The organism is Thermodesulfobacteriota bacterium (assembly GCA_036397855.1).
In the GTDB taxonomy this organism is placed as follows: Bacteria; Desulfobacterota_D; UBA1144; order Nemesobacterales; family CSP1-2; genus DASWID01.
Genome location: DASWID010000057.1, coordinates 1 through 23,687 on the forward strand (window position 1 = coordinate 1; position 23,687 = coordinate 23,687).

Consider the following 23,687-nt stretch of genomic DNA (forward strand, 5'->3'; position numbering starts at 1 on the left):
TATCTTGGCAATAAAGTTCAAAATCAAAAAAGGCTATTTTCAAGATGCACTGCGTTTGATGCGAATTTCCAAAAATCTAAGGGATATAGAAGGCGTAGAAAAGGCCGTCGCAGTAATGGCTACTGAAAAAGCCAAGTTTGCACTCAAAGATGCCGGTCTGATGACCGCAGAAATAAACGATGCTAGTGGAAGTGATCTAGTAATCGTTGTTGAGGCTAAGTCTCTAGAAATTGCAGAAGATACATTGGGCAAGATGGAAGAAATGATATCATCAGGTGGTCCACGAGCTGGGAAGCCATCTTCTTCTAATATACTTAATGATGAAATTCAAGCTATAAATATTGGACTTGAAGCCTTCAAGGACGCATTAGAAGCACAGTGGGTAAAGGTGAAGCACGTCGATTGGCAGGTCCCCGCAAAAGGTGACATGAAGTTAATAAACATTCTGAAGAAGATGTATTGATGTAAGAACCACTACGGCACCAAGACACCACGTTCTTAATTATATTAAAACAAATTCATGCCCTAGAGCCATAGTGCCGTTGTAGCCAAATCTGAAAACTATGATCATACTAACAAACGATCATATTGGAAGAACAGGATGCCTAACAAATTTCATCAAGCACTTCCACCGGAAGTTGATCATATCGCTGCTTTAATATTAGATTCGGCATTTAAAGTACACCGCGCACTCGGTCCTGGCTTGCTTGAAAGTGTTTATGAGGTTTGTCTTTGTCATGAGCTCTCAAAAGCAGGACTCAAGTTCCGTCGTCAACCTGACTTGCCAATAATTTATGACGGGATCAAGCTCGAGTCAGGACTGAGAATTGACGTTGTAGTTGAAGATCAAGTCATTGTCGAATTGAAAGCAGTAGAAACGATTATTCCTCTTTACGAAGCACAGATGCTGACGTATCTAAAGTTGACGGGCAAGCGATTGGGTTTACTTATTAATTTTAATATCCCCTTGTTGAAAGATGGAATCAAACGAATTATTCTGTGATCTTTAAACGACCACGACACTACGACACGATGTATTTGTTGTTTTAAAAAATGAATTATTTTCTTAGTGTCTTGGTGCCGTTGTGGTATAAATAATGAGTTTAAGAAATCCTGAAAGATTAAGAGAGGTTCTTTCAAATCCCAGGGGACTTGCAAGGGCATTTAGTCGGCACACATACGGAATGCTCTCTTGGGTAGATTTGTTTGGAACGAAGTTAAAGTCAATAAAAGGAATCGAAATGAAGCTGATCACGGCTAGAATAATTGCCGACAATGCGAAGCATGCGAAGCTTTTTTCTGATAGGGCTCAAGAACTCGGCGAGAATCCCGAAAAATATAAGCCGCCTCAAATTGGTCAGAAGATCTATGATATTCTCGAATCATATAACGATCCAATTGATGAATTTGCCTATGCGTTGGGATCACTGGTACATTTTTCTGCTTTACTGGATCTATATCAGAGCGTTGCAGATCCAAAAAGTCGAGAAATAATTGAGGAGGTTCAAAGAGATATTACAGAACATCTAACCATACTCGAAGATTATTTTGAAAAAGAACCACTCCCACGTGAAAGACAAAAACGTGCCGAAGAAATAAAGATGCTTGCCGATAAAATCTACACCGAAAGAGAAGATGAGGAGATAAAATGGTATGCAGAATAGATTGATGCCGACTTTTGAGGAGTTGCTTACACCCCTTCCCTTCTATAGTCCCAGGAAATGGTATTATGACTTGGCTTCTCTTCTTCTACGGTCGATTGGGAAGTGTTCCGAAGGGATAAAAGTAGGATTCCAACATGGTTTCGATTCAGGAATGATCATGAACTATATTTACAATAACGTGTCAAGTGGTAGATTTTACATTGGTAAAGTTATAGACAGGGTTTTTCTAAATCAGGTTACCTGCAAGGCTTTCAGGGCAATAAAAAATATCCAGAAGAACATGATAAAGGATTATATTCAAGAGAGAAATGGAAGCCCAACCTTTGTAGTTGATTTGGCATCGGGAAAAGCTGACTATATATATGAAGTACTCAGGGAAACTAACGCTTGCGTTAGGGCTCTTCTTCGTGACATCGATCAAAGAGCGTTAATGGAAAGCAGACAAATTGCTAAGAATTTAGATTTAGAAGACGTCGTGAGTTATGAACTTGCGAATGCCCTTGACCCTGACAGTTTGAACCGGATTACTCCAAAACCCAATCTTGTAATCGAAGTAGGACTGTATGGAATTATCCACGATGACGAGCAAATACGATTGCACCTCAAGAATCTTAAAAATATACTCGATCCAGATGCAATTCTTTTTAATGTTCAAACATACAATCCCCAAATTGAACTGATAGCTAGGACACTTAAAAATCAGGCTGGAGGAAGGTGTGTATGGCATCTACGTTCGGCAGATCTTGTGATTGGTTGGGCAGAGGGGGCAGGATTTAGGGATCCATATGTCGTGATGGATCCATATGGAATTTATGCAGTAGTCATGATGCGAAACAGCAATTAAGAATAAATTCCAGCCACAGAGTTCACAGAGAAAAAAAATTTAAGTAAATACTATGTTTCCTCTGTGGCTAAAGAATAAAGGAGATCAAAGTGATCAAAGAGAGGTTCGTACTAGGATGGAAAGACGAACACCAAGATTCGTTTGATATCAAAGATTACTTATCTGACAGAGTAAAATCTGTTATGGAAAGTCCTCACGGGATGTGGAACTACATGACATACAGGGATGCAATAGGGATTTTGGGATTAGATGCCGGGGGAATTTACAAAGAAGGAAGAATTGATTTAGACCCCAAAGAATGGGCTGATTTTGGCTGGATGTCTTGTTACGTAGGACCTCCAAAGAGCGCTGTCAAAGAAATGAAGTCTAGAACAAAGGCTTCAAACATTAATCCCTATTCACCCGATCTTATTAATCCGCTCAGGGATGCGTGTGCTTTATTGAAACTTGAACGACCAAGAGGAAGAGAGTTTGAAGTCATAGGAACAGAAGGGGGACAGGCAGGAATTTCTTACTTTCTCCAAACTATTCTCAATCATGGAGATGAAGTCATTATCACCGATCCGGGATATTTTCATTTTGAATCTGCAATTCTTATGGCCAGGGGAGTACCCGTGAAGATTCCTCTTAATCCTAAGAATGGTTTCTGTTTAAATCCTGACGAAGTTAAAGAATTTATTTCTCCCAGGACAAAAGTTTTAATCGTCTGCGATCCGATAAACCCATTTGGGACAGTTCAATCGAAAGAGAGTCTATTAGAACTAATCGAGATTGCAAATGAGCATAATATTTTCATCCTTAATGATATTACACACAACACACATCGAATTGACCCGACTTTTGAACATCACAGTATGAGTTCATTATGGAGAGACATTAACGTAAATAAGGTGGTTTCAGTTTTCAGTGTTTCGCATGGATATGGAATGGCGGGTGTTCGCATCGGATTTCTTGCCGGCCATCCAGAGCTTATGAGGCCATGTTTATTGACTAAAATTTCTTTAACCAGGCTTAACACAAATCTCATCGCTCAGTACGGAGCAATGGCCGCATTAAATGATCATGACTACGTCAGGAAGTCGGAAAGTATTATAAGACGCAATTACCGCATTATGAAAGAAATAATCGACAAAACAGAAGGTTTATCAATTCCTGTAGAACCCAGGTATGGCTTTTCCATGGTTTTAGATGTTTCCGGGACCGGCGTAACGGCCCAGGAGCTTACCGTGGCTTTGTTTAAACATCGAGTCGCCGTATATCCGGGAGATGGACTGGGCGATATCGGTGCAACCGAGTATATAAGACTCAATATATCCCGGCCGGACATCTGGGCATTTAGGCATTTTCGCAGTGCGCTGCCCATTGCTATCGAAGAAGCGAAATCGGGTATTTATCGCGACAGCGTTTACCAATTTTTTAAAAGTAAGCGAACAAAGCGTGCCCGTAAGATCTTACAGAAAATGAATGATTTGCACCTTGCTCGAGACACTTAGATCTGTATCCAGTTTTCAGAAATGATTAACAAATTATAGAATATATGCTAGGCATTCTTTAAGACGACTTTTTGTAGGGAACGCATACCTGTCCTGAGCCCTTCGAGCCTTCGACTGCGCTCAAGCCTCAGGATAAACTCCGTCGAAGGGGAAGTCGCTAGTTAAGCATTTACCGTAAAATAAATAATGGATAAGATAGAAGGCGTTTCGGTTGAAAAGCTCGTAAATGATTTCGGTTCCCCACTTTTTGTTGTCTCTGCTAAGACCATTAGAGATAATCTAAAAAGGTTTCGTGGCGAGTTTTCAGCTAGATATCCAAAAGTTGAAGTTGCCTATTCCTACAAAGCTAACTGTCTAAGTGGGGTGCTGGACATAATACACAATGAAGGGGCATGGGCCGAAGTAGCCTCCGGCTTTGAATATGAATTAGCAAGAAAGATTGGAGTACCAGGCGAATCCATTGTTTTTAACGGCCCCTACAAGAAAAAAGAGGAAATAAAAAAAGCGATTCGAGAAGGTGCCCTAATCAATGTTGACAACGAAAGTGAACTAAAGCTGTTGGAGGAAATTACATTCAAATCCAAACAGCCAATCGAGGTGGGTATCAGAATTAATACAGATGTCGGGATAAACCAGTTGCCTGATAGATTTGGATTTAACATTGAATCAGGCAAAGCTTTGGAGATCGTAAACTATTGTACAAAGAAAACGTCTATCAGAATAGCAGGGATTCACATCCATATTACAAGCTATATCATTTCCCCGGAAGTCTTGAATAACAAGACCCCTGCAAAGAGTATAGAACTTATTTGGCCAAAAGACTCAAATTTGTACAGACTAGCGGCGCATAAAATTACTTATTTTGCTGAAGAAATAAGAAAGAGGTTTGGTATAACCTTAAAGTACATAGACATGGGAGGCGGGTACCCGACACTTGATTCAATCACATCCTATGCAAACGCCATAGTTGAGCCAATGTTAGAGATGTTCGATCATGAGCACCCCCTTTTGATACTGGAACCTGGAAGAGCAGTTGTAAAAGATGCTGTAGAACTCATAACAACTGTTGTCGATGTTAAAGAATTATCGAATGATACAGCTTCAGTCGTAGTCGATTCAGGAATAAATATTCTTCCTACATCATTCTGGAAGTTCCAGCAGATTGAACCCATCAACAAAAAAGCTGTCAGCTCGAAGGAGACTGTTGTTTATGGGCCACTTTGTCTTCAGACAGATATTTTGGGTATAACAAAACTCCCAGATCTGAACGTAGGCGACAGGCTTGTTATAAAAAACGTCGGGGCATATAACATTTCTCAAGCCAGTTCATTCATATTCCCGCTCCCTTCTATAATTCTTACGGATAACAACAAGGTGAAAGTTCTAAGGAGTTCAGAAACAATAAAAGACGTTATATAGTTTGAAAACCGAATGTCATAAACTTTTATTATGAGTCACCAATCAGATACATTTCACCAGTAGGTTGTGGCACACCGCCGGGCGGCTCAAGTGTAACCGCGAATTTCTTAATCCGGCCCGTTTCCGGAAGTGTTCCTAGTTCCATAATGTTATTCCCTTTATCATCTACATTAAGAACGCCAGTCATCTCTTTGACCCGGGCCAATTTGTTCAGCATCTCAACATCAATTAAGTTATAATAAATGTTTCTAATGTGGAAAAATTATCTACTACGGAGCAAAGTATTTATCTAGAAGCTAGTAAGGATGAAACAGATCAGGCTAAGAACTTTTATAATATTATCCTTGGTACTACATATTGTCCTTATAAGTGCTTTCGTCGCAATGTTCCTGCCAAAGCGAGCAATCTTTAGAACTGAGCAAACTCCAATATCAATCGGCATTCTGACTCAAAGCAATGGCACTGATAATGCAAAGGATGGCTCTTTAGATTCTATTGCACCTAATGCTTCAAAACATAAAGAAACCCAGAGAATAAATGATTCAGAAAACAGGGGGATGATCCCAGTTCATGATAATAAAAAAACAATAGAACAAACTCATAATGAAAAGGATAAAACAACTGTAAAAGAAAAAGTTAAAAATAAAGTTGCCGTATCTTCTGACTCAAGTGCAGCAGAAAACGAAAGGACCAATAATGACCTTGCCATTAGTGATACTGACAAAGAAACAACCGATCAAAGAACAGCCAGTTTAAGTGGTAACGAAAATGCGGATCTTAAAGACGACTTAGGTACCGATTCTTCAGGCCATCATATTGAGCTTGCTTTTCCAAATTATAAAATCAATCCTAAACCCAGGTATCCGATGTTAGCCCGGAGGAAGGGATATGAAGGAACCATTCTCTTGAGAGTATTTGTAGTTGAGAGCGGTGGTGTGGGTGAAGTAGAATTAGAGAAATCATCCGGGTATGAGATTCTGGATGAGTCTGCGCTTAAAGCCGTGAAGGAGTGGGTTTTTATACCAGGGAAAAAGAACGGAGAACCCATTTCAAGTTGGGTAACAGTTCCGATCAAGTTTCAATTAAATAGCGGTTAATCATCGATTCACATTTTATTTATCTTGACAGACCCACCTGTAGCTATATGAAATTTCATAATTATCGTCTTTTTTATCTCTAGCTTGCCCGCAAATCACGGTTGCATTAAGAGTATATTTGTTATCGTTTTTCGAAATTATATTTTTATATTGTGGGCTGCATTCCCCGCTGCACTTTTTGTAAAGGTTTTTACCATCTTCCCCCTTACCCTGTGAAAAGTTAGAGAACCAACTCTCGAGAGCCTGCATAGTGTCAAATTCCTTATCATTGTATGTCAACGGATTTTCTTCAGTTTCATCCTGCAACGTTTCGCATTTTTCATGTTGATCATAATTAGTTAAAAAATTATTCGGTATAGATTGGAAAACAATCATCGGCTCATGGGGGAGCTGACAATTAGATGGGCAAAGATCAGCGGGTTTTTCTGCATTCGTTAAGTCCGCCTCAGCTTTGTTTAACATCTCTTTCGTTTCAAAGCGAATCGATCCTTTTTTATTTTGCACGTTTGCCAACATGGAAGCTGAAGCAAGGCTAGACTCTACCTTTATATCTCTGACAAGAGTAGAACAATCTCTCTCGTCTTCAGCTTTTACAAGCATTGAAATAGATGATAAAACGATTAAACAAATAGCTAATGTAATTCTCATATCATCCTCCTACATCTTTTTCCAATTAATGATTGCTGTATTTACAGAGAAAATGGTCTGATCAGCCAGAAAACTATTCCTTTTAATGTATCGGATTCGAAGGTAATTTTAACAAAAACCGATGTTCATTTTTTGGTACTTTTAACTCTGGATTATCTTTCAGACTCTTTAATAAATTCGCTTAACCTCTACCATATCACCGACCCCTTCCACCTCAAGAAGAAACTTGTCACCATCCTGCCAAACTGTCACTTTAGGACGATAATTATATACATACTTGTATTTGTCCTTGATCTGTTGCCACTTCTCTCCATTTTCTAATGTAAATATTTTTTTAATCTCAAATCCCTCAAATACGTCCTCCATATGACTTTCCGTCACTTTTTGCATAATATTTCCACTACCTATTCTGAACGGCTATGGCTACATTCAGTGAATTAAACTAAACAAAGAGTACAAAGATTTTAGCATAAAAAAAAGTTAATAAAAGAAGGAGCAACAACTTCAAAACAATACGCAGATCTTGAGATTATGATTAAAGAGAACTCTTAGACTTTTACGTCTATATCTTAATATTCATTTTCCAGATCAAAAGCAACTGATATGTGAGAAACTAAAACTCCAAACCTTGATTACCCATCTACGTGCGCCTCAAAAGTCCTATTCTAATTAATCACACAGGAACAATTTTATTGTAACACTGGAACAGCACCCAGCACCTCTATTCCCTTTGGATACATAAACATTGAGGCCATACCCAGAGTGCTTCCGTTTCTTAAGTATGTATCTTTGCTATGAGGCGGCAACGTTACCGGTAACACACCCGTCTCCTGAGCAATTTGAGTTCCCGCTCTGGGAGCCGATGTCTGATAGTAGCGCACCCTTACCTTCACGTCCTTATAGGCTATATCGCTCGTGTTCTCAATTGTAACATGATGTATGATTGCCACAGCACTCCAGGTTGAATAAATGGTCCAGTCGGTGATATTAATATACCACTCCGGATGCTCAATCATCGGTTTACTGTAATCAGACGATTTAGCGCTCGGATTGAGAAGCATAAAGGCAATCAAAGTAATAATAGTTGCTATCTTGGAAATTTGCATTATGATTCTCCGCCTTATCCGCGTGGTGATGGACTTACAAGCAAAAGTACAGTCACATTATAGACCATTTAATTATCAATCTCCAGCATCTTCGGTTTGTTCAGTTCAAATTTAAACTCAAATTTCATTGCATTACTAAAGGACCGTCGGACTCGCACTCGTCAAAAAAGACACTTCAGGTCTTACCACCAACCCCAGGGGCCACCTAACCAATCCCAGGAGTTCATTTCCATTGCTGCTTCTTCGTTTATAAATGCAGCTTGCTGCTCCGCAGCCTCCTGGGCTAACTTTTCATAACGGTCGTAAGCTGCCTGATCGCCAGTATAAACACACTTACAGTTGTAAGGATCCGCATAGAAGTATAGTGGATTACCATCCTTGACACGGTACTGAAGATTAAGAGGTGGTAACGAATTCAACATCTCTTCCTTTTCAGGGGTGTCCGCCGGAAGCATCTTGAAGCCGGCAGCAGCTAACAGGCTATCCACTTGTTGTGCCTCGCTCGTGCGTATTCCAGCACAACTCAAATGCATTAATATCATCATGCCAATTATTGTAAGGAGGGTTATTTTCATCATTACTTAAACCCTAGCTACTGAAAACGTTGCTCGCGCAGTACATCCGTGCCCAGGACTGGTCATTTGATCATTTGACAATTTGATCATCCGATATTGGGGGATGCGGGGTGTGATTAGAGCCCAACCGTTATATTGGCACCACCCGAGCCCAAATTGTTAGATATTACAAGTCGAATAACAAGGCTAAGTAGTAATAAAGAGATGCGCAAATAGAAATCTTTTTTTCGACATTTACGTTAACAAATCATTTGAAGCAAGGAATTCAATAAACAGATAACACCTGCGCTGACAAGCTCGAGCTCCATATCAATAGATGCCAAAAGACTTACAGATTATCCAAGCGTAATATTTATCGCAACTTATCATTAAGACTTGAATTGAGAAGACACCATATCGAGATGGTCTAAATCTTTCTTGCTGAGAGTGAACCTCATGGAATCAGTATTATTTTTTGCCTGTTCAACAGAAGTTGCGCCGGGTATGGCAACCACACTACTCCCGTTGAAATTTATTAACCAGTTGAGTGCGATCTGAGGCGCAGAGACTCCGTATTTAACCGATAAATCTCTCAGTGCATCAATTACAGGACGGCTTTTTTCGAGACCTTCGCGCTTGAAGGGGCTGGTATACTTTCTAAATCCTTCCCGTATTCGGATTAAATCAGGATTATCATGAAACTTTCCAGTTAACAATCCTCTGGCTAAAGGCGAATGAGCAATAATTGTAATGTCAAGATCTTTAGCTGCATGTAAGATACCATTGCTCTCAATCTTCCTGTTAAGTAGGCTGTAGCTCACTTGGTTTGAAACAAGACCTTGTCCATACTTTGACAGTTCACTGTGAGCCCTTACCATTTGCTTTGCCGAAAAATTGCTAACCCCTACATAACGGATTTTCCCCTCCTTTACCAGTTCCGCCATCGCTTTAATTTCGGATTGAATCGAAGAAAATGAAAAGGGGTTATGAATTTGATATAGATCAATACAGTTGGTTTTCAGCGCTTCTAATCTTTTTCCAATTGTTCTGGTGATTGACGGGGCCGTTCTGAACACAGGCCACCACTTCGTAGCAACAATTATTTCATTATATGATTTACCACACTTTTTTAAAGCGTTGGAAAGTGCTTTCTCGGACTCCCCCCAACCGTATACCTCAGCGGTGTCAAACCAATTTATACCCCCCTTTAAGCTTTCTTCAACAATTCTCGCTATTCCATTATCATCTAACATTCCCCAATACTTCCCTGATAGACCCCTCCTCTTACTAAACTGCCAACACCCAAGCCCAATGGGGGAGACCATCAGTCCAGAATATCCAAGTTTTCTTAAAGCCACTTCAGTTTCCAAGTAACTAACAATCTACAATCTTAAAAGGTATTAACAAATCTTAATCCCAAATTACAATCGGTCTTGATTAGTTAGTCTTTCGACTAATTAGCATTCGGTGTTCCAATTTCCCCTTCTCGTCTTCCTTTTCAAAGTGCTTTTTAGCACACCCAAGAAGGACTCCCGGTCGATCTCTCCTGCTCCAAGACTTTTCATGTGATTTGTCGCAATTTGAGAATCAATGAAATCAAATCCCCACAATTTCAATTTTTCCACTAGGTGATATAAAGCAACCTTCGAAGCATTGCTCATCAAGTGAAACATAGACTCCCCGAAAAAGGCACCACCCAAAGAAACTCCATATAATCCCCCAACAAGCTTGTCTTGGTAAAACGTCTCTACTGAATGAGCAAAGCCCTCATTGTGCATTAGTATATATGCATCAATCATATCATTCGTAATCCATGTTGCATCCTGATTTTTCCGGCTAACAGTGGCACATTTAATTATTGCCTCTTCAAAGCAGGTATCGAATCTCACTTCAAAAACTCCTGAATTTATAACCCTTCTCAAGCTTCTGGAAACTCTTAATTGATCGGGGAACATTATTAAACGCGGATCAGGTGAAAACCACAAAATCGGATATCCCTCAGAATACCATGGGAAAATGCCATTTTGATAAGCTAATATCAAACGCTCAATTCTCAAGTCACCCCCAACTGCGACCAAACCATCAGACTCAGCACATCTAGGGTCCGGGAATACTAATGAATTATTAAGAAAAAAAACAGTCATTAATATGTTGATAACGTAGGGTCAGTACATGTATTGACCCTACCATTTGATTGCGGATTAGAATCAATATTGGCATTGTCAAAGCCTTTATCGATCCGTATGACCTAGGTCTTTTCCTGGAGCAACATGATCCCTCACCAACTGTTTTAACTCCTTTATATCTGGAAATCGCCCCCGCTCTTTGCGAGACCAGATCGTTGTCTGATTTACTCTAACTTCAAATATTCCCCCGGTTCCCGGTATTAGAGAAACACCTCTCAGATCCATCTCGAAAGTCGACAGAAGCTCTTGTGCCATCCATGTCGCTCTTAACAACCATCGACACTGGGTGCAATATTCGATCTCGACCAATTTTGGATTTTTCATTGCCAAGCGACTCCAAATTCCTAAGTGTCAAATTTTCTTTAAAAATCAAACATTATTACACTCGGTTAGAATTTAATGTATCTGAAGTTAATTCATTTTATATTACCTTGAATTTCAAAATGCAAACGGCCCTAGTAAAGATGAATAATGCATAATGCGTAATTAATCAATCATAGAAATATAATAATTTCTTCACAAAGAATCAAAGAAGATTAGTATATAGCAAGAAATTTCTTTCAGTCTCTGCTGAGACCCGTTAAAAACTCAAAAAATAAATATTAAAAAACCTAGGCGATAGGAGGAGAAAATGAGAAATTTAATTTTGCTGGCAAGCATATTTGCGGAAGAGAAAAAGTAACATTTACTTACGCCTCCTGGAGGTTACTACCTCCAGGAGGGCTATGTCGGTAATTTTATAACAAACAGTTGTCTTGCTTAACTAGAACTCACTTTAACCTTATCAGTTCAAATGCCTTTTTTGCTTCGGATATAAATCCCTTTACGAGTTCCCCAGATTTACGTCCGTCTTTTAGTTCTACACCCGTATGGACATCAACTCCCGACGGTCTGACCCCCATAATAGCACTGTGAACATTATCTGGGTTTAGCCCTCCTGCTAAAATTACGGGCCTTGGTGATATCTCAACAAGTTTTCGGCTGATATCCCAATTATGTGTCTTACCGGTTGCTCCATACGCACCAGTACTCGGATCATATGTGTCAGTAATAAAAGCGTCAATATGAGGACTAAAACTTTTCAATTTTGTTTCTAATTCCAGCATATTATCAGCTCGTACAACCAAGCTTTTTATAATTAAAAGATTTGATGCGATTCTCCTTAATTTTGAAAGCTGAGACTCATCGATCTCACCATGGACTTGAACAATATTAGTTCCAAGAAACCTGCAGAGCTCTGAAATATCTATAGCATCTCTCAGATATGTGATTAATACTCCATTTACTGCAGTGGGTAAATTTCGGATAATATTTGCTGTCATATACTCGGAAAGATCTTCTTCATTGGATGAAAGCTTGAGTGGAAATCCTATAAACTTTACACCACACTCGATAAGCATCCTTGCTTCTTCTTCATCAATGACACCGGCAATCTGGATATAGTCCTTAAACATCTCCATATCAAAATCATATTGGCTGCAAACATATAACAGGTAGATCTGCCGCTAAATTTTCAAAACTTGTCTTCGTAATTCCCAAATCCACCCCGAGAATTCTCTTTGAAAGAATTCGAAAGGCCTTAGGGTGTTGATAAGCGTATTTTGAAATCACACTCTCAGCATGCTCAGACGTCATTTGAAACGCTATTGCTTCAAACCTCTTACCGCCGACATTGACGACAACTTCAGGGTTTTTCTGAATATTCATAAACCAGTCAGATTTATCTCCCCAACCCGATAAAATATAATATTCACCAGAAGTTTTGTTATGGTAAAGTACCTCCAATACCACTTGGCGCTTGAGTCCGCTCTTACGCCCTATGTTTGTCAACATTAAGAATCGACCGCCAAATAGCCAACCCAATCCGATTTTGTAAAGTAGTATTGGAAAACGAAAGATAAGACGTAATAGACGGCTCGGTCTTTTCCCAATTTTCTCACCCAGATTAGACATGACTTTCAGACACCTAAAATTTTTCCACCCATGGACGCAACTCAACATTGAACGACCAACTGGTTCGATGCCGCGTATGGACCTGATAGTATGTTTCAGCGATGGCATCGGGATCCAATTTGCTATCTTTCGAGTCACGCCCTATAACACCATCGATAACGAAATGGGCAACATGAATGCCCCTAGGCTGTAGCTCTCGAGCCATACTTTCAGCTAGACCTAACAAACCAAATTTTCCAACGGCAAACGCTGCTGAACTTGGGAAGCCTTTAATACTCGCAGTAGCACCGGTGAAGAAGATGCTGCCTTTTCCTCTGGGAATCATGTATTTCGCGGCCTCCCAACCCACAAGAAATCCTCCATAACATGAAAGCTTCCAGGCATTTATAAACTCTTCAGAAGAGATTTCAAGGACTGGCTTTCTAATCCTTAGGCTAGCATTGTATACGGCGATACTGATAGGCCCGAGTTCTTTTTCTGTCCTTGCAAATAACTTTTTAACACTCGATTCCGTAGTCGCATGCGCTCTAATTGCAATCGCATTTGTACCAAGAGATTCAATCTCACTAACAAGAGGTAACAGCTTTTCACGGTTTCGAGCAACCAGCGATACTGAGAATCCTGACTCTGCAAAGCGTTTTGCTAAAGACGTCCCAAGCCCGGAACCTACACCAACTATGACCACACTTTCATTGTGCATGCTTTGAATCCGTATTTATAAATTAAAGCCACTTGAACCTAAAAGCGATCCAAAAACCTTAACAATACCCATGCAACCTAGAGAAGCCACTTAATGGTGTGACCTTTGTGCATCCATTTCACCATGCTAATATGTCACACCATTCATAAACTTTCAAGCTAACCATTGGAACTGGTTAATACATAGGATTTATTTAACTAGCGAATTCTCTGTAACCCGCTTCAAGGTTTCCGCTGTCATTTGCTGCGAGCCACGCCACGCAATCTCCTAAATAACATGTAAAATTGAGATTATCAATCCGCCAGCAAGACTGGCGGGCTACCCCATGAGCTTTTAGACAACTTCTCCCTTCGGGTAGGTCACGAGTCTTGCTCGTGACAGAAACTAGTGCGCCGGTCACTATTTAACTGGACGCGGAACACAAAACTTGTTAGTATTAAGCCTGAAGATCGTTTGGAGGATAAACCTATGATAATTCAATTTCTCAAACTACCATTTATGTCAGCCTTATTTTTGGTCTTATTGTCCTTCGGATTAAACATTACAACCTTAGATACCTTAGCTTGCGGTAAGATAGAACCATGCAAAAACCTTGTCGCACAAATCGATCCAGTGGAATCACAACCGATTGAGCCAGAAACCGAATCACTGGATTCCGTCTCTGAAACAGCGGAAGAAGCCTCAGAGCCAATTGGAGAAGAAATAGAGCCTACGGAACCCCTCGACTCTGTTTCCGAAACGGCAGGAGAAGCAACTGAGTCAGTTAATTCATTGACGGAACCTACCGAATCGCTCGGATCAGTCTCAGAAACCGATGACGAGGCTTCAGAACCAATAGGGGCAATATCAGAAACAGCGGATGAGGCTTCTGAAAACTTACCGTTTGCCCCTGAAGGAGAAGAAACAACCGAACAATTGGGAGCACCTCAGGAACTCCCTCTTGGAGATAGGGAAGCGGAGGGAAGAGTTATAGGAGAATAATATTATTCGATTGCTTGTTTGATCCGTGATCTAAAATTATCAGAGATGTAATTACCTGGAAGGAAGTCTGTGCCTCCTCTCCTTTATCCCAAAATGTTTAATGAATTCGCCGAAGACAATGTCGCTCAGCTTCTCAAGGCGGTCTATGTACAAGATAGTTTCTTTCCTAATATCTTGAGGATCGATCCGCCCTTTTGTTTTCTGAATTTCCTCCTTATGATCAGGAACCCGTAACCAACGTTCTATCATTTTTCGGTCGACTTCGAGATGAAATTGAAATCCATATACGTTTCCGTTATATCTAAATGCCTGATTTTCACAGCAAGCTGAGCTTGCAAGATGAACGGCCCCATTCGGAATGTTAAATGTATCACCATGCCATTGAAATATTCTTTCAGTTTCCCTAAAGTGATTGATCAAAGGATCATTTCTCCCATCATCCGTTGGCGAAACATCGTACCAACCAATTTCTACTTCTCTGTTCTTCCTAACCTCAGAGCCAAGCGCCTTGGCTATTAACTGCGCTCCAAGACAAATACCCAGTACAGGAAGTCCCCTTTTAATGGCGTCTTGTATTAAATTTATCTCAGTAACTAAATGCTTGTACTGGTCAACCTGATCGACATTCATCGGGCCACCAAGAATAATAACGCCGCGATAACCCTCGAGGCTTGGCTGTAAATTGGGAAACCTTCCGAAATTTACATACTTTATTCGGATTCCGGAACCTCTTAAAAGTGGATCAAGTGTTCCTAGAACCTCATAAGCTACATGTTGAAAAACCAGAATCTTACTCATATTTCAAAAGTCACTTTGAAAACCCTGTTAATGATTGAAGCATATATTGCCGGATTTTGATCAACGCATGGAAATAATATTATCTTATTCCATGTGAGTCAACATAAAGCGACGGAATGCGTGAATTCAACCGGCATTCCAAAAATTGCGTTAAGAAAATCAGAAACGAAGAGGTTGAAAAAAATTTGCGGGTTGGGGTTGAATTAAATTTTTTAGTCGTTATGTCATCCCCGAAATCAGTAGTCGGGGATCCAATCGCAAAAGCATGGATTCCCGCTAACAAATGACACCAGCGGGGACATCCTAGTCTGAGCCTGTCTTGAGCTTGTCGAAAGGCGCCGTCGAAGGGCCTGTCTTGAGCCCTGAGCCTTGTCGAAGGGTCGAAGGATCGAAGGGTTGCTTCTTTGTACCTGTGCTGAACCATGTCCTGACGATAGGTCAGGATCTATTCAGTATCAAGACAAAGAAAGAAAAAAATAAATGAAAGGGTGTCTCCGAATAACCCTGCAGCGCGCCGCAGGGAAACCGGGGGTATTTTCGTGTTTTACCAAACCAATGAAACGCCCTCCACCCCGAACGTGCATGTATACATGGACCGATGTGCGAATCAGTCCCTACAAACATAGGGACAACAGCAGAAACCCTGTAGCATGGTAATATCTTAGCAAATAATTGGGTCTGTTATTGTTTCTTGATTTCTTCTACGGTTAAAGATGTTTCGGTTTCTTTGAGTCTAAGTTTTACCATATCTCCCTCTTCTAAGCCCTGAAGCTGATCGGGATTTTCAACATCATAACTCATTATCATGGCCCTCATTACACCAGGAATCTCATCTTCATCAACTACAACGCGATTTTTGGATTTTGAAAGCAGTACCCCTGATGCATCATGAAACTTGGGCCATTCTTCTGCTTCATGAAGATGATCTTTCCCCCAGGAATCAGCAAGCTCCTGTTTTACTCCAAGAATATCTTTGGACAAGACTTCTTGTCCCCTTTTCAGAGCATCAATCTTTTGAGATTGTTGAAAAACGAAAATCCCTAGAGCTACAACAGCGACTGCAATTAGTGTAGAAGACACAACAAAAGTTTTCATAAAAAATCTATTTACAAGAATTCAGTCATATGGAAACTAGTTAGAACCCAATATTATAACCCAGGGATGAATAATGCATATGCTATAAACAATCACCCCTTGCCTAAATTAAATCCAACCTAGAAATAAAATCTTCTTATTGCTCGGTAACTTCGGTCACGATAAGGGCTTTCATGCCAGATTTCTCATAAAGCTTACCCTTTACTGTAATTACATCCTCTGCATTACCTATTATCAGTTTATTTGGGTCAGTACCAGGCGCACCCTCTATAACCTGATAAAGCACATCATTTTTTTCATCCAAAATTCCTAATGCCTGACCAGCCTTTGCACACATCTCCGCACATCCCTTATGGTCCGGCCCCTTCAATCCCATATGCGTATAACAGGCAGGGTCAACCACACGACCGGTTATCGTCACATCTTTGCCCATGTCCTTTTCCTCCATCATTTCCTCGCCTGCAAAGGATAAAGGCATAGAAAACACAAATGCTACAGCAACCAAGCTGACAAAATAAACGATAAATCTACTCATGCTAAAAACCTCCTGAAATAAATTTTGCTAAAATCTCCTCGAAAAAACAGAGACTTTGGATAAGATGCAACAAAAATCAAAAGGTTTCATTTTTGAAAGACTACACTTCAACCTTTTATCAACTGGAATGTTGAGTGTTTATTATATTGAGAACATTAAGTAAGTTATAAATCAAAATACCGCTTTTTAACCAGCCAGAATATTATACAACCCCCTTACCCAGATAAGCCCTGAGCTTAGGCGAAATCCTTCTCTGAACAAGAGTCTTTTGAATATACCATTTTCCCTTGTTCTCGAATTCGGTCAAAAACCTTAATTCCTTCCCTTCTTTAACCGCCACCGGCTCCCCGTCTTTATACAGAATGCGGTTATTAAAGAGTGAAGACACACGCTTGCCCGGTGTTATGATCCCCATTAGGTTCAATGGATCGGCTCCACTGATTGAAATAAGCTCCCCAGTTTTGGGCTGTCTTCTTACAGCACGAAGCTTTCCAACCGCCTCGGCCAAAGCAAATTGCTCCCCCCAAACTCCCTCAACAAATCTACCTCCTCTTATCTCACCCCTTGCTTCAAGAGTCCTATATACCCTCACCAATTCTCTCCACGGTGGTGTAAAGCTTTCATTTTCAAGGAGTTTACGAAAAACCACACCGTATCTTTTAAGAAGTACCCTGGCTATCGTAATTAACAATTCTTTTTCACCACTCTTGTCATTTTCGGATTTCGAATCTTTATTTAGCAATGACCATCTGCCTGCCTGCTCCATATTAAATCCAACATTCCTTTTCCGCCTTCTACCTTCAAGAGTACGATATTTTGAATCAACCAAAAGCGCCCTTAAGCCTGTATAACTATCCGAAGTTAAGAGTCCACGGGCGACAAGCTCTGCCAACGCCTTTTCTACCTGTGCTCTTAACAGTCCCGTTTTATATACTATCTCATCAAAAAATGAGGCACCTTGATTTTTCAAAAGCTCGAAAACATCCATTGCCTCATGGGATAGATTTTCCACGACACCACTGGAAGAAAAATTTAATATCTTCCACGTTTCCAAATTCAATCTGCTTACTAGGGTAATCGGTGTGGTCTTAATCGGACTTGGGCTTTTCTTCCCGTTACTCTCAACATTCTTTTGTCTGAATCTCCCCCATACCGTATAGCCAGAAAGACATAGCATATCCAGCCAAAGATGATCATAATCCTTCATACGCGAGGGTAATAACTCACCTTCCCAAGAGGCGGCGGGAGCCTCATATCCTTCGAGCAGATTGAGAACCTCCTTCAAAGCCTCTTGCCCTTCTGGCTTATCATCCGATTCCAGCGTGTGCCACGAAAACAAGAATCGCATAAAGTCTACAGCCGGTACAGGTTCTATCTCCTTCCTTAAGCTTTTCAATGTGTACTTATGAATTCGGGCCAAAAGCCTTCTCTCGCACCATTCGAGATCATCGATGCCAGGTGTAAAATGTCCTCTGAATACAAAACCCTCATTCTCTAAGGTAAATAAAGCATGTTCTATTTCCGCTACAGGTATCCCCATTGAAAGGGAAAAATCACTCGATCGGACTGGCCCAAGCGTTTCCAGTCTCCCTCTTACAATTTCAACGAGAGACCTTTCCTTTGAATCTATGTTTTCCAATAATTTTTCAGGTATTCGTAACACAGGGTTTATATCTGAATTCGGAAAGATCAACTTAATTTGTGGAATCCGCTCTATAGCTATCCAGAACACATTACCAATTTCAGTCTTTGCTATTGAAGCTCGATTTTCATTCTGCAATTCAACGAAATATTCTTCCCACCCCTTGTTACCATCCCCTTTAATTCCTTCTTCCACAGTTAAGAAGCCCGACAAGACTAAAGCGTCGTGTAGCTCATCGGCATTTCCCACTTGTGGCCATGCCTCGTTTTTCACAGCATTTATTGCGTCGTTACTTAATTTGCCAAAATCAGCAGCTTCAACTGGGTCAAGCCATCGTCGATTTTGCACAGCATTTGACCTACGTTCCTCAAGCGGCGCATCGTCCAAAAATGAGTATGGACGGGCGCTTAATATTTGGCCTGCAAGCGGTGAAGGCCCCCTTAGATCCATTGCTACAAGCTTTCTTTCGCCGTTATGTATGGAAGCAAGTAAGTTCTCAATTTCATCAATATCCATCGCCTCATAAAGACAGTCGTGAATAGTCTGATTTACCAATGGATGATCCGGAATCTCCCTTTCCCCTGTAATATTCTCTTGACATGCTAATTGATCGGGAAAGACCAGAGCAAGAAGGTCCTCCGATTGAATCCGCTGGATTGCGGGAGGTACTTTCTTTCCGGCTCTGCGCCTCAACACGGCAAGCGCCCGAGATGCATTCCAGCGCCATCGCACTCCAAACATAGGAGAATCAAGTAGTGCCTGGGTTAAAACATGTCGAACAGTCTTAGGGCTGAGATAATAAAAGACCTCATCCAGAGGGAAACTATGAGTGGCTCCCAGGGATAGAATCATTGAATCTTCTGTAGCAGCCGCCTGAAGCTCAAAATTGAATTTTCTGCAAAATCGTTTTCTAAGGGCCAGTCCCCATGCACGGTTGAGTCTGTTACCGAATGGAGAATGAATGACGAGATGCATCGCTCCGGCCTCATCAAAAAAACGCTCCATGACTAGTGTTTCTTGTGACGGCATTACTCCGAAAGTAGCCTTGACAGCGGCAAGATAGGTCACCAATTGATCGGCTGCTTCTTGACTCAAGCCGACTTGACGCTCTAACCATTCCAAAGATTCTTTTTTCCATTCATCATTTAACAGCAGCTCCGCATTATCATCGGCATTTTTTAATTTATCGAGATCTCCAACGCGACCTGAGATTTCCTCCCTTAATCTGGAAACCGCAAACGAGACTTCAGCAGTCCTCGCAGGTGCTTCCCCAAACCAGAACGGAATCGTCGGTGGCTGACCTTCTGCATCTTCAACACGCACTTTACCTCCTTGGACGCCTAAGATTCTCCACGAGTTATTGCCCAAGAGGAATATATCTCCTGCCACGCTTTCAATCGCGAAGTCTTCATTAACAGTTCCGATAAATGTATTCGTCGGTTCGAGAATCACATCGTAATCAAAATTATCCGGAATGGCCCCACCTGAAACAAGTGCCGTAAGACGTGCGCCCCTTCGACCCCTCAGTCTACCATTTACAATATCATGATGAATATAAGCTCCTCTCCTGCCTTTCTGTGTCGCATACCCTTTGGAAAGCATATCAATCACATCGTCAAACTCTTTACGTGAAAGATTCCTATATGGATAAGCGCCACAAACCAGATTATACATCTCCGGTTCTCCGCACTCCGTTGACGAGACCTCTGCGACGATCTGCTGGGCAAGAATATCAAGAGGCTTTTCCGGCATGATCGTACTATCCAGTTCCCCACGTCCTACCGCATCTAGCAGGGCCGCACACTCGACGAGTTCATCCAGCGATAGGGGAAATAGCCTCCCCTTTGGAGTTCCTTTTATGGTATGACCAGATCGCCCCACTCGCTGTAATAGTATGGCTATAGATCTGGGTGAGCCAATCTGGCATACGAGATCTATCGAGCCAATATCTATTCCAAGCTCTAGTGATGAAGTTGCAACCAATGCTCTGAGCGAGCCTGATTTCAACCGCTGTTCCGCATGTAAACGGATCTCTTTTGATATGCTTCCGTGATGTGCGGCGACAACTTCAGTACCAAGCCTTTCCGTTAAATTGTGTGTCATTCTTTCGGCTAAGCGTCTTGTATTTACGAAGATCAGAGTTGTCTTGTGCTCATTGATTAGTTCGTCCAACCTTTCATAAATTTCAGCCCATACCTCATTTGACATGACGGCCGTAAGTGGTGAACGAGGAACTTCAATACCCAAATCTACATTTCTCTTATGACCTACATCAATAATTTTGCATTTCAATTGATTGGTTTCATCTGTAACCCTGTTACCTGTTAAAAACCGCGCTACCTTTTCAATTGGCTTTTGGGTTGCCGAGAGTCCTATCCTAACCAAATCCTTCTTAGTTAGAGCACCTAATCTTTCAAGCGATAGTGACAGGTGTGACCCACGCTTATTCCCAACCAAGGCATGAATCTCGTCAACAATAGCTGTGTGAACATTTGAAAGCATTTTTCTTCCGTTTTCACTTGTAAGAAGGAGGTAAAGTGACTCTGGTGTGGTGACAAGGATATGTGGCGGACTTTTGATCATTGCCGCTCTTTTAGAAGTGGAAGTATCACCGGTTCGAACCGAAACCCTTACATTCACCTCAGGTAATCCTGATTTTTTCAGCTCCTCACCAATCCCTTTGAGTGGCATTTGAAGGTTACGTTCAATATCATTACTGAGTGCTTTTAGTGGCGAGACATAGACAACCTGCGTTTTTTCCTCCAGTCGCCCTTCGAGACCTTGTTTAATCAAATCATCGATAGTAGCTAAAAACGCGGTAAGGGTTTTACCCGATCCGGTAGGAGCAGAAATTAGCAGATTTTGGCGGCTTTGAATTTCAGGCCACGCCCTAACCTGAATCTCAGTAGGCTCCTCAAATGTATTTTGAAACCAATTTGCAACAGAGGGATGGAATCTTTCTAAATCCATAATCTTTCAAATTGTATAATAGATATTTGAATCTTTTCCAATATTATAAATGAATATTTCTTTTTCCCTTATTATTCTCATAACAATGCCCAAATTTGGTCCAAGCTACCAATAATTCGCTGGTTAAACTGAAGAACGGGACAAACATGCGGGTTGCACATTGTACTAATATTATAAAAAATCCCTTCGCCCTGAGCACAGTCGAAGGGCATAAAATTGGGATGCCCGAATAATTTGCTCACGCCTATAAGGGGATCCAGGTTAGAGTAAACGTTAAGAAAAAAAGCTAATTCGCCCCTTGCCGTTAAAGCAGGCCAAATAATTTTCTGAAATTCTTCAAATAATACAAATATCTAATTCCCCAGGGCTTTCTTCGCTTCCTCAAGATGAGAAACTAATTCATCTATACTAGAGTGAAGTGTATGTAAATCTGATACCGCAGTCGAAGATACTGCAATCTTATCTGCCTCTTGAACATGTTTCAGCGCTTTGCTTCCCTCCGGCCCAGCCGCTTTCAAATCCGGGATAATCCCATTTCCCTGACCGTCACAGGGATTCATGGCCGATGAATCAAAATCCTTTCCTTCAGGTCCCTCAATGCAATTTATAACATGCTTAAGATGAGCCTTTACATTGTCAACTGATGAAGCATCGGATGACGCCTTTCCATGGTATATGGCAGTATCAATCTCCTTCTTAGCTTGCTCCATAGGTGTTGCAGCCATCGTATCCGTTGATGCAAGCACCAAAAGCGAACAAATAATAGGAAAAATCAGTTTAAATCTAGTCATACTAACTTACCTCCGTTAGCTTAGGATTATGGATATTAATTAGCTTACATGATTATAATTAAAAGAGGAGACATAATTTTTTTGATCGCAAATATAGGAATGGATGAAGAATCGACGACCCCGTAGTAAAATTGCTGCACCATCTTTATCTTAAAGATATCGGTTACATAGTTAAATTGCATGACACGGGGCATAATTTTTAACCCTTCAATATCCTACTACCGATTTCAACATAGATCACTATTTAGTCATATTAAGAATAACTATCACTCTCGATTAGAAAAATCTTATTCTACATCATGTTAAAAAGAATGCCCAGAGAATCGGTGGGGAAAATCCTCTGGGCCAGTGGCAAAAGCGGAGGAAGGCAAGTGATCTTAACTATTAGAAACTATAGTATCACCCAAAAATTAATTGAATGTTAGGTAATTGTTAAGTTTGGTTACTTGACTAATCCGTCCTTGTAATTCAAGACAAACAGCATCGAGGGGAATCTGGACAATTAAATCCCCATAATTTCGTCTACTAATAATAGATTACCGTACGCATATGCTATTAAGTTGTCTTGCGGTTTGTTAATATTAAGTAATTTATGGTAGATACGTAATATTTATTGTGTGCATGTGCGAAACAATTTGTTGACTTATTGTCCAGGATGCTTATATTTACGGTTAGTAATGATGTAAATCAATACGGAAAAATTAGAGGTGAAGGGTTCGCTAGACGAAATTAAATCATTAGGAAGCGGCTCGAAAAAAGATAGTTATGAATATGAATAAAATTCAAGATATATACAAAGATAATTTAAAATTTATGAGATTAGTCCTAAACTCCACCTATGATGTGATTGGGAAAGGGCAAGATCTCTGGATTAACTTATTAAAACCGATAAAACGCTCCACAAAGGTTGCGCGAAGGGACATTAAACAAGAACAAATCGAAGGTATTCAATCAAAAGGGGACCGATTTCTTTCTGAATTATATGCTTTGAGTCAAGCTAATCAGAATCAGGGATTCAATATGTATGAAATAGGGGAAGGCATTGGTTTTGACGAATTTGAAACTGAAGAAATAGTAAATAATCTTTCAAGAGCAGAGATGATAAAACGAGATAAATCCTCAGAAGATGTCGTTATAACACCCTATGGAATCATGATAAATAATAGAGATATAACCGTCGGATACGCCCCCGTACATTAATACCCAAAAAT

General features: G+C 40.6%; 25 protein-coding genes. 9 read left to right on the forward strand and 16 right to left on the reverse strand.

Annotated features, from left to right (window positions below; all coding sequences use genetic code 11):
- The 6 genes from VGA95_04275 to VGA95_04300 form a co-directional block, all read left to right on the forward strand.
- A partial coding sequence (locus VGA95_04275) for a hypothetical protein (protein HEX9665757.1) occupies positions 1-463 on the forward strand: 463 nt, incomplete at its 5' end.
- Positions 464-601: 138 nt separating this feature from the next.
- Positions 602-1,003, forward strand: a complete 402-nt coding sequence (locus tag VGA95_04280; protein ID HEX9665758.1) for a GxxExxY protein — start codon at positions 602-604, stop codon at positions 1,001-1,003.
- A 94-nt stretch (positions 1,004-1,097) separates the two neighbouring features.
- Positions 1,098-1,664 carry a ferritin-like domain-containing protein gene (locus VGA95_04285; GenBank protein HEX9665759.1) on the forward strand — a complete coding sequence of 189 codons (567 nt, stop codon included), beginning with the start codon at positions 1,098-1,100 and terminating at the stop codon, positions 1,662-1,664.
- Positions 1,654-2,508 (forward strand): class I SAM-dependent methyltransferase family protein, encoded by an 855-nt coding sequence (locus VGA95_04290; GenBank protein ID HEX9665760.1) that lies wholly within the window; start codon positions 1,654-1,656, stop codon positions 2,506-2,508. The genes VGA95_04285 and VGA95_04290 overlap by 11 nt, the downstream gene beginning before the upstream one ends.
- Before the next feature lie 89 nt (positions 2,509-2,597).
- Positions 2,598-4,001, forward strand: coding sequence for a pyridoxal phosphate-dependent aminotransferase (locus VGA95_04295; GenBank protein HEX9665761.1), 1,404 nt, complete (start codon positions 2,598-2,600; stop codon positions 3,999-4,001).
- A 186-nt stretch (positions 4,002-4,187) separates the two neighbouring features.
- Positions 4,188-5,420, forward strand: coding sequence for an alanine racemase (locus VGA95_04300; GenBank protein ID HEX9665762.1), 1,233 nt, complete (start codon positions 4,188-4,190; stop codon positions 5,418-5,420).
- 28 nt (positions 5,421-5,448) lie between these two features.
- Here VGA95_04300 and VGA95_04305 read toward each other — a convergent pair whose 3' ends face one another.
- Positions 5,449-5,637, reverse strand: coding sequence for an anti-sigma factor (locus VGA95_04305; protein ID HEX9665763.1), 189 nt, complete (start codon positions 5,635-5,637; stop codon positions 5,449-5,451).
- Between the two features lie 88 nt (positions 5,638-5,725).
- On the opposite strand from VGA95_04305, the gene VGA95_04310 reads away from it, so the two are divergent.
- Positions 5,726-6,517 (forward strand): energy transducer TonB, encoded by a 792-nt coding sequence (locus VGA95_04310; protein ID HEX9665764.1) that lies wholly within the window; start codon positions 5,726-5,728, stop codon positions 6,515-6,517.
- Between the two features lie 15 nt (positions 6,518-6,532).
- Here the strand turns inward: VGA95_04310 and VGA95_04315 are convergent, their stop codons facing one another.
- From VGA95_04315 to VGA95_04360, 10 genes are all read right to left on the reverse strand, one after another.
- Positions 6,533-7,165, reverse strand: coding sequence for a hypothetical protein (locus VGA95_04315; GenBank protein ID HEX9665765.1), 633 nt, complete (start codon positions 7,163-7,165; stop codon positions 6,533-6,535).
- Between the two features lie 168 nt (positions 7,166-7,333).
- The gene (locus VGA95_04320) at positions 7,334-7,555 is read right to left on the reverse strand and encodes a hypothetical protein (GenBank protein ID HEX9665766.1); all 222 of its coding nucleotides are present in this window, start codon (positions 7,553-7,555) and stop codon (positions 7,334-7,336) included.
- Positions 7,556-7,854: 299 nt separating this feature from the next.
- Positions 7,855-8,271: a hypothetical protein gene (locus VGA95_04325; protein HEX9665767.1), complete on the reverse strand. Its 417-nt coding sequence runs from the start codon at positions 8,269-8,271 to the stop codon at positions 7,855-7,857.
- Between the two features lie 182 nt (positions 8,272-8,453).
- Complete coding sequence (locus VGA95_04330; GenBank protein HEX9665768.1) at positions 8,454-8,849, reverse strand: hypothetical protein; 396 nt, start codon at positions 8,847-8,849, stop codon at positions 8,454-8,456.
- A gap of 365 nt (positions 8,850-9,214) precedes the next feature.
- Positions 9,215-10,195, reverse strand: a complete 981-nt coding sequence (locus VGA95_04335) for an aldo/keto reductase (protein ID HEX9665769.1) — start codon at positions 10,193-10,195, stop codon at positions 9,215-9,217.
- Between the two features lie 87 nt (positions 10,196-10,282).
- Entirely contained in the window at positions 10,283-10,969 is a 687-nt protein-coding gene (gene aat / locus VGA95_04340) for a leucyl/phenylalanyl-tRNA--protein transferase (protein ID HEX9665770.1), read from the reverse strand.
- Positions 10,970-11,056: 87 nt separating this feature from the next.
- Positions 11,057-11,335, reverse strand: coding sequence for a SelT/SelW/SelH family protein (locus VGA95_04345; protein HEX9665771.1), 279 nt, complete (start codon positions 11,333-11,335; stop codon positions 11,057-11,059).
- A 446-nt stretch (positions 11,336-11,781) separates the two neighbouring features.
- Positions 11,782-12,465 (reverse strand): phosphoribosylanthranilate isomerase, encoded by a 684-nt coding sequence (locus VGA95_04350; protein HEX9665772.1) that lies wholly within the window; start codon positions 12,463-12,465, stop codon positions 11,782-11,784.
- A 13-nt stretch (positions 12,466-12,478) separates the two neighbouring features.
- Positions 12,479-13,072 (reverse strand): nitroreductase family deazaflavin-dependent oxidoreductase, encoded by a 594-nt coding sequence (locus VGA95_04355; protein ID HEX9665773.1) that lies wholly within the window; start codon positions 13,070-13,072, stop codon positions 12,479-12,481.
- Entirely contained in the window at positions 12,978-13,664 is a 687-nt protein-coding gene (locus tag VGA95_04360) for an SDR family NAD(P)-dependent oxidoreductase (protein HEX9665774.1), read from the reverse strand. Before VGA95_04360 ends, VGA95_04355 begins: the two co-directional genes overlap by 95 nt.
- A gap of 468 nt (positions 13,665-14,132) precedes the next feature.
- Here VGA95_04360 and VGA95_04365 point away from each other — a divergent pair, with 468 nt between their 5' ends.
- The gene (locus VGA95_04365) at positions 14,133-14,645 is read left to right on the forward strand and encodes a hypothetical protein (protein HEX9665775.1); all 513 of its coding nucleotides are present in this window, start codon (positions 14,133-14,135) and stop codon (positions 14,643-14,645) included.
- A 51-nt stretch (positions 14,646-14,696) separates the two neighbouring features.
- Here the strand turns inward: VGA95_04365 and VGA95_04370 are convergent, their stop codons facing one another.
- The 5 genes from VGA95_04370 to VGA95_04390 form a co-directional block, all read right to left on the reverse strand.
- Positions 14,697-15,443, reverse strand: a complete 747-nt coding sequence (locus VGA95_04370; GenBank protein ID HEX9665776.1) for a type 1 glutamine amidotransferase — start codon at positions 15,441-15,443, stop codon at positions 14,697-14,699.
- 681 nt (positions 15,444-16,124) lie between these two features.
- On the reverse strand, positions 16,125-16,538 hold the full coding sequence (locus tag VGA95_04375) for a copper-binding protein (protein HEX9665777.1): 414 nt from the start codon (positions 16,536-16,538) through the stop codon (positions 16,125-16,127).
- Between the two features lie 136 nt (positions 16,539-16,674).
- Positions 16,675-17,073 carry a hypothetical protein gene (locus VGA95_04380; GenBank protein ID HEX9665778.1) on the reverse strand — a complete coding sequence of 133 codons (399 nt, stop codon included), beginning with the start codon at positions 17,071-17,073 and terminating at the stop codon, positions 16,675-16,677.
- Between the two features lie 202 nt (positions 17,074-17,275).
- On the reverse strand, positions 17,276-21,685 hold the full coding sequence (locus VGA95_04385) for a DEAD/DEAH box helicase (GenBank protein HEX9665779.1): 4,410 nt from the start codon (positions 21,683-21,685) through the stop codon (positions 17,276-17,278).
- A gap of 353 nt (positions 21,686-22,038) precedes the next feature.
- The gene (locus VGA95_04390) at positions 22,039-22,476 is read right to left on the reverse strand and encodes a hypothetical protein (protein ID HEX9665780.1); all 438 of its coding nucleotides are present in this window, start codon (positions 22,474-22,476) and stop codon (positions 22,039-22,041) included.
- Positions 22,477-23,247: 771 nt separating this feature from the next.
- Here VGA95_04390 and VGA95_04395 point away from each other — a divergent pair.
- A complete protein-coding gene (locus tag VGA95_04395; protein ID HEX9665781.1) occupies positions 23,248-23,676 on the forward strand; it encodes a hypothetical protein in 429 nt (142 codons plus the stop codon).
- The last annotated feature ends 11 nt before the right edge of the window (positions 23,677-23,687 follow it).

Excerpts from the sequence above, each read along its gene's own strand:
- VGA95_04390 (HEX9665780.1), bottom strand. The coding sequence starts at position 22,476 with ATGACTAGATTTAAACTGATTTTTCCTATTATTTGTTCGCTTTTGGTG.
- VGA95_04360 (HEX9665774.1), bottom strand. The coding sequence starts at position 13,664 with ATGCACAATGAAAGTGTGGTCATAGTTGGTGTAGGTTCCGGGCTTGGG.
- VGA95_04350 (HEX9665772.1), bottom strand. The coding sequence starts at position 12,465 with ATGTTTAAGGACTATATCCAGATTGCCGGTGTCATTGATGAAGAAGAA.
- VGA95_04290 (HEX9665760.1), top strand. The coding sequence starts at position 1,654 with ATGCAGAATAGATTGATGCCGACTTTTGAGGAGTTGCTTACACCCCTT.
- VGA95_04395 (HEX9665781.1), top strand. The coding sequence starts at position 23,248 with ATGAATAAAATTCAAGATATATACAAAGATAATTTAAAATTTATGAGA.
- VGA95_04280 (HEX9665758.1), top strand. The coding sequence starts at position 602 with ATGCCTAACAAATTTCATCAAGCACTTCCACCGGAAGTTGATCATATC.
- VGA95_04330 (HEX9665768.1), bottom strand. The coding sequence starts at position 8,849 with ATGATGAAAATAACCCTCCTTACAATAATTGGCATGATGATATTAATG.
- VGA95_04380 (HEX9665778.1), bottom strand. The coding sequence starts at position 17,073 with ATGAGTAGATTTATCGTTTATTTTGTCAGCTTGGTTGCTGTAGCATTT.
- VGA95_04315 (HEX9665765.1), bottom strand. The coding sequence starts at position 7,165 with ATGAGAATTACATTAGCTATTTGTTTAATCGTTTTATCATCTATTTCA.
- VGA95_04370 (HEX9665776.1), bottom strand. The coding sequence starts at position 15,443 with ATGAGTAAGATTCTGGTTTTTCAACATGTAGCTTATGAGGTTCTAGGA.
- aat (HEX9665770.1), bottom strand. The coding sequence starts at position 10,969 with ATGACTGTTTTTTTTCTTAATAATTCATTAGTATTCCCGGACCCTAGA.
- VGA95_04320 (HEX9665766.1), bottom strand. The coding sequence starts at position 7,555 with ATGCAAAAAGTGACGGAAAGTCATATGGAGGACGTATTTGAGGGATTT.
- VGA95_04385 (HEX9665779.1), bottom strand. The coding sequence starts at position 21,685 with ATGGATTTAGAAAGATTCCATCCCTCTGTTGCAAATTGGTTTCAAAAT.
- VGA95_04375 (HEX9665777.1), bottom strand. The coding sequence starts at position 16,538 with ATGAAAACTTTTGTTGTGTCTTCTACACTAATTGCAGTCGCTGTTGTA.
- VGA95_04355 (HEX9665773.1), bottom strand. The coding sequence starts at position 13,072 with ATGCCATCGCTGAAACATACTATCAGGTCCATACGCGGCATCGAACCA.
- VGA95_04305 (HEX9665763.1), bottom strand. The coding sequence starts at position 5,637 with ATGCTGAACAAATTGGCCCGGGTCAAAGAGATGACTGGCGTTCTTAAT.
- VGA95_04365 (HEX9665775.1), top strand. The coding sequence starts at position 14,133 with ATGATAATTCAATTTCTCAAACTACCATTTATGTCAGCCTTATTTTTG.
- VGA95_04310 (HEX9665764.1), top strand. The coding sequence starts at position 5,726 with ATGAAACAGATCAGGCTAAGAACTTTTATAATATTATCCTTGGTACTA.
- VGA95_04300 (HEX9665762.1), top strand. The coding sequence starts at position 4,188 with ATGGATAAGATAGAAGGCGTTTCGGTTGAAAAGCTCGTAAATGATTTC.
- VGA95_04325 (HEX9665767.1), bottom strand. The coding sequence starts at position 8,271 with ATGCAAATTTCCAAGATAGCAACTATTATTACTTTGATTGCCTTTATG.
- VGA95_04285 (HEX9665759.1), top strand. The coding sequence starts at position 1,098 with ATGAGTTTAAGAAATCCTGAAAGATTAAGAGAGGTTCTTTCAAATCCC.
- VGA95_04345 (HEX9665771.1), bottom strand. The coding sequence starts at position 11,335 with ATGAAAAATCCAAAATTGGTCGAGATCGAATATTGCACCCAGTGTCGA.